At 60.5% G+C, this 12,584-nt stretch carries 11 protein-coding genes; all 11 read left to right on the top strand.

From position 1 onward, the window contains the following. The first annotated feature begins 34 nt into the window (after positions 1-34). The 11 genes from ACN0SY_RS17775 (at position 35) to nuoN (ending at position 12,545) form a co-directional block, all read left to right on the top strand. Positions 35-1,228 carry an NADH-quinone oxidoreductase subunit E gene (locus ACN0SY_RS17775; protein WP_417689530.1) on the top strand — a complete coding sequence of 398 codons (1,194 nt, stop codon included), beginning with the start codon at positions 35-37 and terminating at the stop codon, positions 1,226-1,228. Between the two features lie 10 nt (positions 1,229-1,238). Continuing rightward, complete coding sequence (gene nuoF / locus ACN0SY_RS17770; RefSeq protein WP_417672377.1) at positions 1,239-2,537, top strand: NADH-quinone oxidoreductase subunit NuoF; 1,299 nt, start codon at positions 1,239-1,241, stop codon at positions 2,535-2,537. Positions 2,538-2,564: 27 nt separating this feature from the next. Next, on the top strand, positions 2,565-4,628 hold the full coding sequence (gene nuoG, locus ACN0SY_RS17765) for an NADH-quinone oxidoreductase subunit NuoG (protein ID WP_417689528.1): 2,064 nt from the start codon (positions 2,565-2,567) through the stop codon (positions 4,626-4,628). 16 nt (positions 4,629-4,644) lie between these two features. After that, a complete protein-coding gene (nuoH, locus tag ACN0SY_RS17760; protein ID WP_417672380.1) occupies positions 4,645-5,694 on the top strand; it encodes an NADH-quinone oxidoreductase subunit NuoH in 1,050 nt (349 codons plus the stop codon). Continuing rightward, the gene (locus ACN0SY_RS17755; RefSeq protein ID WP_417672381.1) at positions 5,695-5,931 is read left to right on the top strand and encodes a hypothetical protein; all 237 of its coding nucleotides are present in this window, start codon (positions 5,695-5,697) and stop codon (positions 5,929-5,931) included. A gap of 23 nt (positions 5,932-5,954) precedes the next feature. Beyond that, positions 5,955-6,443 (top strand): NADH-quinone oxidoreductase subunit NuoI, encoded by a 489-nt coding sequence (gene nuoI / locus ACN0SY_RS17750; protein ID WP_417672382.1) that lies wholly within the window; start codon positions 5,955-5,957, stop codon positions 6,441-6,443. Between the two features lie 90 nt (positions 6,444-6,533). Next, positions 6,534-7,148 carry an NADH-quinone oxidoreductase subunit J gene (locus ACN0SY_RS17745; protein WP_417689526.1) on the top strand — a complete coding sequence of 205 codons (615 nt, stop codon included), beginning with the start codon at positions 6,534-6,536 and terminating at the stop codon, positions 7,146-7,148. A gap of 99 nt (positions 7,149-7,247) precedes the next feature. After that, the gene (gene nuoK, locus ACN0SY_RS17740) at positions 7,248-7,556 is read left to right on the top strand and encodes an NADH-quinone oxidoreductase subunit NuoK (RefSeq protein ID WP_417672384.1); all 309 of its coding nucleotides are present in this window, start codon (positions 7,248-7,250) and stop codon (positions 7,554-7,556) included. Between the two features lie 6 nt (positions 7,557-7,562). Then, positions 7,563-9,560, top strand: a complete 1,998-nt coding sequence (gene nuoL, locus ACN0SY_RS17735; protein WP_417689524.1) for an NADH-quinone oxidoreductase subunit L — start codon at positions 7,563-7,565, stop codon at positions 9,558-9,560. Continuing rightward, positions 9,557-11,077: an NADH-quinone oxidoreductase subunit M gene (locus tag ACN0SY_RS17730; RefSeq protein WP_417689731.1), complete on the top strand. Its 1,521-nt coding sequence runs from the start codon at positions 9,557-9,559 to the stop codon at positions 11,075-11,077. The genes nuoL and ACN0SY_RS17730 overlap by 4 nt, the downstream gene beginning before the upstream one ends. A 25-nt stretch (positions 11,078-11,102) precedes the next feature. Then, a complete protein-coding gene (nuoN, locus tag ACN0SY_RS17725; protein WP_417689522.1) occupies positions 11,103-12,545 on the top strand; it encodes an NADH-quinone oxidoreductase subunit NuoN in 1,443 nt (480 codons plus the stop codon). Positions 12,546-12,584: the final 39 nt, after the last annotated feature.

The raw sequence follows: 12,584 nt of genomic DNA, 5'->3' as shown, positions 1-12,584 counted from the left end.
GCTCCGGTCGCCGAAACAAAACGGGGAAAACACCATGGCGGTTCGCAGACTTGCCGCGGAACAACCTGAGAGCTTCGCGTTCACCGAGAAGAACCTCGCGTGGGCGAGGAAGCTGATCGACCGCTATCCGGCGGGCCGGCAGGCCTCCGCCGTCATTCCGCTGTTGTGGCGCGCACAGGAGCAGAACGAGGGCTGGGTGTGCGAGCCGGCGATCCGCTACATCGCAGAAATGCTGGACATGCCCCATATCCGCGTTCTCGAGGTGGCGACCTTCTACACGATGTTCCAGCTGCAGCCGGTGGGCAAGAAGGCCCACATCCAGGTCTGTGGCACGACGCCATGCCAGCTGCGCGGGTCCGAAGACCTGATCAAGATCTGCAAGTCGCGCATCGCCAAGCACATGCACGAGATCTCCGAGGACGGCATGTTCTCGTGGGAAGAGGTCGAGTGCCTGGGTGCTTGCGTCAACGCCCCGATGGTTCAGATCTTCAAGGACACTTATGAAGACCTGACGCCTGACAGCTTTAACAAGCTGATCGACGACATTGCCGCCGGCAAGGAAGTAACGCCCGGTCCGCAGAACGGCCGCCGCTTCTCCATGGCCGAAGGTGGCCAGACCAGCCTGACCGAGATCGACGACGACACCAAGGGCGTCCTGCCGGTGCCGCATGTGGTCGAGGGCAACGAAAAGGCCTCTCATGCCTTTGCGGGCGCGTCGATCAATGGTGGTGGCAACGACTTCGACGGCGTTCCGACCCCGGCCGAAGACGCTGTTGCCAAGGTCAAGGCGGCCTACGCTGCCAAGCAGTCCGCCCCGGCCGTTGCTGACACGCAGAAAAAGGTCGAAAAGGCCGCTGCCAAGCCTTCCGAACCGGCACCTGTTTCCAAGGCAAAGCCGAAGGCCGAGCCGGCAGCAGATGTCGCCGAAAAGGCTCCCGAGCTCCTGAAGGAAGCGCGCGGCGGCAAGGCCGACGACCTGAAGCAACTGAAGGGCGTCGGTCCGAAGCTTGAGGCAACGCTGAACGAGCTCGGCTTCTTCCACTTCGACCAGGTTGCTGCCTGGACCGCCGAGGAAGTCGCATGGGTCGACAGCCGCCTTAAGTTCAAGGGCCGCATCGAGCGCGACGGCTGGATCGAACAGGCCAAGACCCTCGCTTCCGGCGGGGAAACCGAATTCTCCAAGCGCGTTGCCAAGGGCAATGTGCCCTCGAGCAAGAACGAAGGGTAAGGGGGAAGAGATGCTGAAAGATCAGGATCGGATCTTCACCAATATCTACGGTCTTCACGACTGGGGCCTTGAAGGCGCCCGGAAGCGTGGCCAGTGGGACAACACCAAGGCGTTGCTCGACAAGGGCCGCGACTGGATCATCGAGGAAATGAAGGCTTCCGGTCTTCGCGGACGTGGCGGCGCAGGCTTCCCGACCGGCCTGAAGTGGTCCTTCATGCCGAAGGAATCCGATGGCCGTCCGGCCTACCTCGTGGTCAACGCCGACGAATCCGAGCCGGGCACCTGCAAGGACCGCGAGATCCTGCGCCACGATCCGCATACGCTGGTCGAGGGCTGCTTGGTTGCCGGTTTCGCCATGGGTGCGATTGCCGCCTATATCTACGTGCGCGGCGAGTTCATCCGTGAACGCGAGCGCCTGCAGGCTGCGATCGACCAGGCCTATGACGCCGGTCTGATCGGCAAGAACAACAAGAACGGCTACGATTTCGACATCTACGTTCACCACGGTGCCGGCGCCTATATCTGCGGCGAGGAAACGGCTCTGCTGGAAAGCCTTGAAGGCAAGAAGGGTCAGCCGCGCCTGAAGCCTCCGTTCCCGGCCAACGTCGGTCTCTATGGCTGCCCGACGACCGTGAACAACGTGGAATCAATCGCCGTTGCACCGACCATCCTGCGTCGTGGCGGTGGCTGGTTCGCCGGTCTCGGCAAGCCGAACAACACCGGCACCAAGCTCTTCTGCGTCTCCGGCCACGTCAATCAGCCCTCGACCTTCGAGGAAGAACTGGGCATCCCGTTCTCCGAGATGATCGAGAAGCATTGCGGCGGTATTCGCGGTGGCTGGGACAATCTTCTCGCGGTGATCCCGGGCGGTTCGTCCGTGCCCTGTCTGACGGCAGAGCAGATCAAGGACACCGCGATGGACTTCGACACGCTGCGCGGTCTGGGCTCGGGCCTTGGCACCGCCGCCGTGATCGTCATGGACAAGTCCACAGACATCATCAAGGCAATCGCCCGCTTGAGCTATTTCTACAAGCATGAGAGCTGCGGACAGTGTACACCCTGCCGGGAGGGAACCGGCTGGATGTGGCGCGTCATGGAGCGCATGGTCAGGGGCGAGGCGTCCTACGAAGAAATCGACATGCTGTTCAATGTGACCAAGCAGGTCGAAGGCCACACCATTTGTGCGCTCGGTGATGCGGCCGCCTGGCCGATCCAGGGTCTGATCAAGAATTTCAGACATGTGATCGAGGCACGTATCGATGACTATGTCGCCAAGGCAAAGCCTGCGGCGATGGTCGCAGCCGAGTAACGCGGAACGGGATTTGGAGAGCAGGCGATGACAAAACTGATCATCGACGGCAAAGAGGTAGACGTCCCGGCGGACTACTCGCTGCTTCAGGCATGTGAAGAAGCGGGCGCCGAGGTTCCGCGCTTTTGCTATCACGACCGGCTGTCGATTGCCGGCAACTGCCGCATGTGTCTGGTGGAAGTGAAGGGCGGCCCGCCCAAGCCGACCGCCTCCTGCGCCATGTCGGTCAAGGACCTGCGTCCGGGCCCGAACGGCGAACCGCCGGTAGTTGAAACCAAGAGCCCGATGGTCAAGAAGGCCCGTGAAGGTGTGATGGAGTTCCTCCTGATCAACCATCCGCTGGATTGCCCGATCTGCGACCAGGGCGGTGAATGCGACCTTCAGGACCAGGCGATGGCCTACGGCGTCGATGGTTCCCGGTTCCACGAGAACAAGCGCGCGGTTCAGAACAAGCAGATCGGTCCGCTGATCAAGACGATCATGACCCGCTGCATTCACTGCACGCGCTGTGTCCGTTTCACTACGGAAGTCTGCGGTGTGGCCGACATGGGTCTGATTGGCCGCGGCGAAGACGCGGAAATCACCACCTATCTGGAAGCGGCTCTTTCGTCAGAAATGCAGGGCAACGTTGCTGACCTTTGCCCGGTTGGCGCGCTGACCCACAAGCCTTACGAATTCCATGCCCGTCCGTGGGAACTGACCAAGACCGAGAGCATCGACGTCATGGACGCGCTCGGCTCGGCGATCCGCGTCGACACGCGCGGCAAGGAAGTCATGCGCGTGATGCCGCGTCTCAACGAGGCGGTAAACGAGGAATGGCTGTCCGACAAGTCCCGCTACATCTGGGATGGTCTGAAGACCCAGCGGCTCGACCGGCCGTATGCCAAGAAGAACGGCAAGTTGCAGCCGGTGTCCTGGGCAGAAGCTTTCCAGATCATAGCAGACAAGGTCAAGGCAACAGCTCCGGAGAAGATCGGCGCGCTCGCCGGCCAGCTTTCCGGTGTCGAGGAAATGTTCGCTCTCAAGAGCCTGATGGACAGCCTTGGTGTGAAGAACATCGACAGCCGCTATCCGGGCTCCCCGCTTGACCCGAAGAACGGCCGCGCCAGCTACCTGTTCAACTCGACGGTCGAAGGCATCGAGGATGCCGACGCGATCATCCTGATCGGTACCAACCCGCGTATCGAGGCGCCTGTACTCAACGCCCGCATCCGCAAGCGCTGGACCCGCGGCGACGTTACCATCGGGCTCGTCGGCCAGAACGCCGACCTGACCTATCCGGTGACCTATCTCGGCGCAGGCCCTGACAGCGTCAAGGCATTGCTGGACCATGCTCCGGCGAAAGCAGAACGTCCGATGTTCATCATCGGCCAAGGTGCGCTCAATCGTCCGGACGGCGCAGCAGTGCTTGCCATGCTCGCTGATGCCGCCAAGAAACTCGGCGCCATCAAGGACGGCTGGAACGGCTTCAACATCCTGCACACGGAAGCTGCCCAGGTCGGCGCGCTCGACATCGGCTTCGTTCCGGGTGAGGGCGGTCAATCGACGGGCCAGATCCTTGCCGAAAACGGCATGGATGTCCTGTTCCTGCTTGGCGTTGATGAAGTCGAAATTCCGGAAGGCGCTTTCGTGGTTTACCAGGGTACCCACGGCGACCGCGGTGCACATCGCGCCGACGTGATCCTGCCGGGCGCTGCCTACACGGAAAAGTCCGCGACCTACGTCAACACGGAAGGCCGTGTTCAGATGGGCGACCGGGCTGGCTTCCCTCCCGGGGACGCTCGCGAAGACTGGGCAATCCTGCGTGCGCTGTCTGCCGCACTGGGCCAGACGCTGCCGTTCGACTCGCTCGGTGAACTGCGCGCCAAGCTATATGAAGCGCATCCGCATCTGGCGGAAATCGATGCAATCGCCACTGGCGATGCCGCTGATGTCGAAAAGCTGGCCGGTCTCGGCGGCAATGCGACGTCTGCAGCGTTCCACAACGTCATCAGCGATTTCTATCTGACCAACCCGATCGCACGTGCGTCGGCCACGATGGCGGAATGCTCCGCCCTGGCCAAGACGCGCGCGGCGGAAGCAGCGGAATAAGGGGCAGGGGACAGACATGTCGGAATTCATGACGAACTACGGCTTCCCGTTCCTCTGGATGGCATTCCAGAGCGTTCTGCTGCTCGTCGTTCTTCTCGTGATCGTCGCCTACGTGCTTTACGCGGACCGCAAGATCTGGGCCGCCGTCCAGATCCGCCGCGGCCCGAACGTGGTCGGACCCTGGGGGCTTCTCCAGAGTTTTGCCGATCTTCTGAAGTTCGTCTTGAAGGAACCGGTCATCCCGTCCGGCTCCAACAAGGTACTCTTCCTGTTGGCGCCGCTGGTGTCCGTGCTCCTGGCGCTCAGTGCCTGGGCCGTGATCCCGGTCAGCGAAGGCTGGGTAATCGCCAACATCAACGTCGGCGTCCTCTTCGTCTTCGCGGTCTCGTCACTGGAAGTCTACGGCGTGATCATCGGCGGTTGGGCCTCCAACTCCAAGTATCCGTTCCTGTCGGCCCTGCGCTCGGCGGCCCAGATGGTTTCCTACGAGGTTTCCATCGGTTTCGTGATCGTGACGGTTCTTCTTTGCGCAGGCTCGCTGAACCTGACTGAAATCGTCATGTCGCAGCAGACCGGACTTGCGGACATGCTCGGCGTTCCGGCGCTGACGTTCCTGAACTGGTACTGGCTGCCGCTGTTCCCGATGTTCGTGGTGTTCTTCATTTCGGCGCTCGCCGAGACGAACCGTCCGCCGTTCGATCTGGCGGAAGCGGAATCGGAACTGGTTGCCGGCTTCATGGTCGAATACGGCTCCACCCCGTACATGATGTTCATGCTTGGCGAATACGTGGCGATCTGCCTGATGTGCGCCCTGATGACCATCTTCTTCATGGGTGGATGGCTGCCGCCGTTCGACTTTGCGCCCTTCACATGGGTTCCGGGTATCATCTGGTTCATCCTGAAGTGTCTGCTCGGCTTCTTCATGTTCGCGATGGTCAAGGCAATGGTACCGCGCTATCGCTACGACCAGCTGATGCGCCTTGGCTGGAAAGTGTTCCTGCCGCTGTCGCTGGCAATGGTCGTGATCGTCGCCGCCGTGCTGATGATCATGGGCTGGGCGCCGTAAGTGAGTGTTTCAATCGCCGGTCTGGTCGGAGCGGCGCTCGGGGGATACCTCGGCTGGCTCGACTGGAAGATCCTGAAAGGGGTGCTTCAGGCGGTTGAGGAAAAGAACAGACGCGGGGGCGGCGACGGCGGCCTTGTCGCCAGGTATGGCGCCCTCCTGCGAGGATTGAGTTTTGCAGTTCCGATCATCGGGTTTCCGATCATCGGGTATCTGGCCGGCAGTCAACTTGTCGGGTAAGCACGAAGGAAGGCAACAGGGCGATGGGACTTGATCAGGCCGCCAAATCGCTGTTCTTGAAGGAGTTCGTTTCGGCGTTCTTTCTGGCCATGCGCTACTTCTTCAAGCCGAAGCCGACAATCAACTATCCCTTTGAAAAGGGACCCGTGAGCCCGCGTTTCCGCGGCGAACACGCCTTGCGCCGCTATCCCAATGGGGAAGAGCGCTGCATCGCCTGCAAGCTGTGCGAAGCCATCTGTCCGGCTCAGGCGATCACCATCGAGGCCGGTCCGCGCCGGAACGACGGCACGCGCCGTACGACCCGCTACGACATCGACATGGTGAAGTGCATCTATTGCGGCTTCTGTCAGGAAGCCTGCCCGGTGGACGCCATCGTCGAAGGTCCGAACTTCGAATTCGCCACCGAAACCCGTGAAGAGCTCTACTACTCGAAAGAGAAGCTGCTCGCGAACGGTGACCGTTGGGAGCGGGAAATCGCCCGCAATATTGAAATGGACGCTCCTTACCGCTAGGAGCATGACGCAACTTATTGAGATGGTACGGCAATCCGGCCGGGTGTCTCCTCAAGGCCGGAAACGGCCAGACGACAGGCAGGTCTATCCATGATCCTGAACGCGCTTTTCTTCTATCTGTTTGCCGGGGTGACGGTTGCGTCGGCCTTCATGGTCATCGCGTCCCGCAACCCGGTGCACTCGGTTCTGTTCCTGATCCTCGCGTTCTGTAATTCCGCCGGGCTCTTCGTTCTGCTTGGCGCCGAATACCTGGCGATGCTCCTTGTCGTCGTCTACGTCGGCGCAGTGGCGGTTCTGTTCCTGTTCGTCGTGATGATGCTCGATGTGGACTTCGTCGAATTGCGCCAGGGCTTCCTGCAGTACCTGCCGATCGGATCGCTGGTCGGCATCATTTTGCTGGTCGAGCTGCTCATGGGCCTGGGTGCCTGGGTGATCGCGCCGGAACTGGTCGGGCATACGGCCGAACCGATGGCGGGGCTCGGGGCGGAGAACAACGTCTCCCTGATCGGCAGCGTCCTCTACACCAAGTATGTCTTCTTCTTCCAGGTGGCGGGGATGGTGCTGCTTGTCGCCATGATCGGTGCGATCGTACTGACGCTGCGCCACAAGGACTTCGTCAAGCGCCAGGACATTGCCACGCAGGTTGCACGGACGCCGGAAACGGCGATCGAGATCCGCAAGGTCGAGTCGGGCAAGGGTATCTAACGCGCATTAAAGCGCACTTCATTTGTACCGGACGGCGGCGAGAGACTTCCGCGCCTCGTCCGGGTGGGATTTAACGAGGGGGAGCACGGCGAGGCGCCCATGGAAATCGGTCTGTCGCACTATCTGTCAGTCGCAGCCATCCTGTTCACGATCGGGATCTTCGGGATCTTCCTGAACCGGAAAAACGTGATTGTCATCCTGATGTCCATCGAGCTCATCCTGCTGTCGGTGAACATCAACTTTGTCGCCTTTTCGTCGCATCTCGGCGACCTGATGGGGCAGATCTTCACCATGCTGGTGCTGACCGTTGCCGCTGCAGAAGCGGCGATCGGCCTTGCAATCCTGGTGGTGTTCCACCGAAACCGCGGCTCCATCGCCGTGGAAGACATCAACATGATGAAAGGCTAGGGGCGAATGTACTCCGCAATCGTATTCCTGCCTCTGATCGGCTTCCTCATTGCAGGTCTGTTCGGTCGGGTGCTCGGTGCAAAGGCCTGCGAATACATCACCAGCGGGCTGGTGATCATCGCAGCGCTGCTGTCGTGGGTGGCCTTCGTCACCGTTGGCTACGGCGAGACCAACCTTTACCAGATCGAGATCATGCGCTGGATCACGGCCGGTACGTTCGACGTTACCTGGTCGATCCGCGTCGACACGCTGACGGTTGTCATGCTTGTCGTGGTCAACACAGTGTCCGCGCTCGTGCATGTCTATTCGATCGGCTACATGCACCACGATCCCCACCGTCCGCGGTTCTTTGCCTATCTGTCGCTGTTCACCTTCGCCATGCTGACGCTGGTGACCTCCGACAACCTGCTGCAGATGTTCTTCGGCTGGGAAGGCGTGGGTCTTGCGTCCTACCTGCTGATCGGTTTCTGGTATCACAAGCCGTCCGCAAATGCGGCCGCCATGAAGGCATTCGTGGTCAACCGCGTGGGTGACTTCGGCTTCGCACTTGGCATCTTCGGCGTTTACTACCTGTTCGACACGGTCGATTACTCGACCATCTTCGCCAACGCTCCGGCGCTGATGGAAGGCGAGGGCCATGGCGAGGTTTTGAACTTCCTCGGCTATCACCTGGATGCGCATGCCGCGATGACTGTCGTCTGCTTGCTGCTGTTCATGGGCGCCATGGGCAAGTCGGCGCAGTTCCTGCTGCACACCTGGCTGCCGGACGCGATGGAAGGCCCGACCCCGGTGTCGGCTCTTATCCATGCCGCGACGATGGTGACCGCAGGTGTCTTCATGGTCGCGCGTCTATCGCCGCTGTTCGAGCTGTCCCACACCGCCCTGACGGTCGTGACATTCTTCGGTGCGACGACGGCGTTCTTTGCTGCAACGGTCGGCCTCGTGCAGAACGACATCAAGCGCGTTATCGCCTATTCGACCTGTTCGCAGCTCGGCTACATGTTCGTGGCTCTGGGCGTGGGGGCCTACTCCATCGCCGTGTTCCACCTGTTCACGCACGCCTTCTTCAAGGCTCTCCTGTTCCTATGCGCGGGTTCGGTCATTCATGCCGTTTCGGACGAACAGGACATGCGCAAGATGGGCGGCCTCAGGAAGCACATCCCGATCACCTACTGGACGATGTTCATCGGAACAGTTGCCCTGACCGGTGTCGGCATTCCGTTCACTCATATCGGCTTTGCCGGGTTCATCTCCAAGGACGCGGTGATCGAGGCGGCTTACGCCGGTCATAACGCGATGTCCCAGTACGGCTTCTGGCTGACGGTTATCGCTGCCGGTCTGACGTCGTTCTACTCCTGGCGCCTGACCTTCATGACCTTCCACGGCAAGCCGCGTGCTTCCGTCGATGTGATGAAGCATGTGCATGAATCGCCGCTGGTGATGACGGTTCCGCTGTTCATCCTGTCCGTCGGCGCCGTGCTTGCAGGCATGGTCTTCTACGGTTCGTTCTTCTACGACGCAGCCTCCTATGAGGCTTTCTGGAAGGGCGCGCTGCCGGCCTTCGACGCCAGCCATGTGCTGCATGACATGCACGAGGTTCCGGCCTGGGTGAGGGTGTCGCCCTTTGTCATGATGGTCGGTGGTTTCCTGGTTGCCTACCAGTTCTACATCCGCTCTCCGGAAACGCCGAAGAAGCTGGCCGAAGAACATTCGGGCCTCTACCAGTTCCTGCTCAACAAGTGGTATTTCGATGAGCTCTACAACGTTCTCTTCGTCCGTCCCTCGTTGTGGATCGGCCGTCAACTCTGGAAGAAGGGTGATGGCACGGTGATCGACGGTTACGGCCCGAACGCGGTTGCAGCGCGGGTCCAGAACGTCACGACCTGGGTCGTGAAGCTGCAGACCGGCTATCTCTACCACTACGCCTTTGCGATGCTGATCGGTATTGCTGCGCTCATCACCTGGTCGATGTTCACCGGCGCCGGTACCGGAGGAGCTCACTGATGGATTGGCCAATTCTCTCGACGGTCACGTTTCTGCCGCTGATCGGCGTCCTGTTCATCCTGCTGGTGCCGGGTGAAGACGAAGCCGGCAAGCACAGCGTGCGCATGGTCGCGCTGGTGACCACTTTGTTCACCTTCGTCGCCTCTCTGTTCATCTGGCTCTGGTTCGATTACGACAACCCGGGCTTCCAGATGGTCGAGACCATGGACTGGCTCGGCGGTTCCATCTCCTACAAGATGGGCGTTGACGGCATTTCCGTACTGTTCGTGATCCTGTCCACTTTCCTCATGCCGTTCTGCGTGCTCGCCTCCTGGGAGAGCGTCCAGAAGCGCGTGAAGGAATACATGATCGCGTTCCTGGTTCTGGAAACCCTGATGATCGGCGTCTTCTGCGCGCTGGATCTGGTAGTCTTCTACGTCTTCTTCGAAGCCGGTCTGATCCCGATGTTCCTGATCATCGGTGTCTGGGGTGGTGCCCGCCGCGTCTACGCTTCCTACAAGTTCTTCCTCTACACGCTGCTCGGATCGGTTCTGATGCTGATCGCGATCATGGCAATGTACTGGGAAGCAGGGACGACGGACATTCCGACGCTGCTGGCGCATCCGTTCCCGGAAAGCATGCAGACCTGGCTCTGGATCGCCTTCTTCGCAAGCTTTGCCGTGAAGATGCCGATGTGGCCGGTTCACACCTGGTTGCCGGACGCCCACGTTGAAGCGCCGACCGCTGGTTCGGTGATCCTGGCTGGCGTTCTCCTGAAGCTTGGCGGCTACGGCTTCCTGCGCTTCTCGCTGCCGATGTTCCCGCTGGCCTCCGACATGTTCGCGCCGTTCGTGTTCACGTTGTCGGTCGTAGCCATCATCTACACCTCGCTGGTGGCGCTGGCCCAGGAAGACATCAAGAAGCTGATCGCCTATTCGTCCGTCGCTCACATGGGCTACGTCACCATGGGCATCTTCACGATGACTGAAGCGGGCGTGCAGGGCGGTATCTTCCAGATGCTCTCTCACGGCATCGTATCGGGAGCGCTGTTCCTCTGCGTCGGCGTGATTTACGACCGCATGCATACCCGCGAGATCGCGGCCTATGGCGGCCTGGTCCACCGGATGCCGAAATACGCGGTGGCGTTCCTGATCTTCACCATGGCCAACGTCGGCCTTCCGGGCACCTCCGGGTTCGTCGGTGAAATCATGACGCTCCTGGGTGCCTTCCAGGCAAATACCTGGGTTGCCTTCTTCGCGACCTCCGGTGTCATCCTGTCGGCCGCCTATGCGCTCTACCTTTATCGCCGCGTCGTTTTCGGCGCGCTAGAAAAGGAAAGCCTCAAGGGCCTCCTTGACCTGAACTTGCGCGAGAAGGTGATCCTGATCCCGATGATCATCCTGACGATCTTCTTCGGGTTCTACCCGATGGCGATCCTTGATGTGACCCAGGGTGCCGTCGACAACCTGCTCACGCAGTATCACGCAGCTCTCGAGGCGGCTGGCCAGATCCAGCACGCCGCGGCCGCAGCGCACTAACGTACCGAAGGCGAGATGAAAGCCAATGTCTGACATGACACAATTGCCAGATCTGCTCCCGGTTCTGCCAGAGATCTTCCTGGCCGTCGGGTCTCTCGTTCTGCTGATGATCGGTGCCTTCGGTGGTCAGCGGGTCAGCTTCCTGGTCAACGGGATGTCCATGGGCCTGATCGCGGCGACGGCTCTGTTCGTCCTGCCGTTCGGCGCGAGCCTCGGGGAAACCTTCGGCGGATCCTTCATCCTCGATGAATATGCCTACTACCTGAAGCTCCTGATCCTGATCGGATCGTTCTTCGCGATTGCCATGTCATGGGCTTTCGCAAAGAGCCAGTCCTTCGACAAGTTCGAATATCCGGTGCTGATCGTGCTCGCGACCCTCGGCATGCTGCTGATGGTTTCCGCAAACGACATGATCGCGCTCTATCTGGGTCTGGAACTTCAGTCCCTGGCGCTTTACGTGATTGCGGCAATCAACCGCGAGTCCGTGCGATCCACGGAAGCAGGCCTGAAGTACTTCGTGCTCGGTTCGTTGTCGTCGGGCATGCTGCTTTACGGCATGTCGCTGGTCTACGGCTTCTCCGGCCAGATCGGTTTCCCGCAGATTGCGGAAGCTCTGGCTCATGAAGGCGCATCGATCGGTCTTGTCATCGGCCTGACCTTCATCCTGGCTGGCATCGCATTCAAGATTTCCGCCGTTCCGTTCCACATGTGGACGCCGGACGTCTATGAAGGGGCTCCGACGCCGGTCACGGCTTTCCTTGCCGCAGCTCCCAAGGTTGCTGCCATGGGCATGCTGATCCGCATCGTGATCGACGGCTTCCAGCCCGTCACCTCCGACTGGCAGCAGGTCATTGTCTTCGTGGCGCTTGCGTCCATGGCGCTCGGTGCGTTCGCGGCGATCGGCCAGTCGAACATCAAGCGCCTGATGGCCTATTCATCCATCGGTCACATGGGGTATGCGCTCGTCGGTCTCGCAGCCGGCACGCAGGTGGGTGTTGAAGGCGTTGTCTTCTACATGACCGCCTATCTTGCCATGACCCTCGGCGTTTTTGCCTGCATCCTGTCCATGCGCCGCAAGGACGGAATGGTCGAGGAAATCAGTGATCTGGCCGGCCTGTCCCGGACCAATCTGCCGATGGCGATCCTGCTTGCGATTCTGCTGTGGTCGCTTGCCGGTATCCCGCCGTTCGTCGGCTTCTTCGCCAAGTGGTTTGTCTTCTCGGCCGCCGTCGAGGTTGGCCTTTACCCGCTGGCGGTTATCGGTGTCGTCATGTCGGTCGTGGGTGCCTACTACTACCTGCGCATCATCAAGATCATGTTCTTCGATGAGCCGGTCGAAGCCTTCGAGCCGATGCCGATGGAGCTGCGTTTCGTGCTCGGACTGTCCGGTCTGTTCGTGATTTTCTTCGCGGCGATGCCGGGACCGATCGTCGAAGCAGCAAATGCAGCCGCAGGGGCGCTCTTCTGATCGCGTCTGCGTCAGGCTTTGAATTCACAGACCCGGCGT

It is taken from the genome of Roseibium sp., from assembly GCF_048261595.1.
GTDB lineage: Bacteria > Pseudomonadota > Alphaproteobacteria > Rhizobiales > Stappiaceae > Roseibium.
This window is presented reverse-complemented; position numbering and strand designations above follow the sequence as displayed.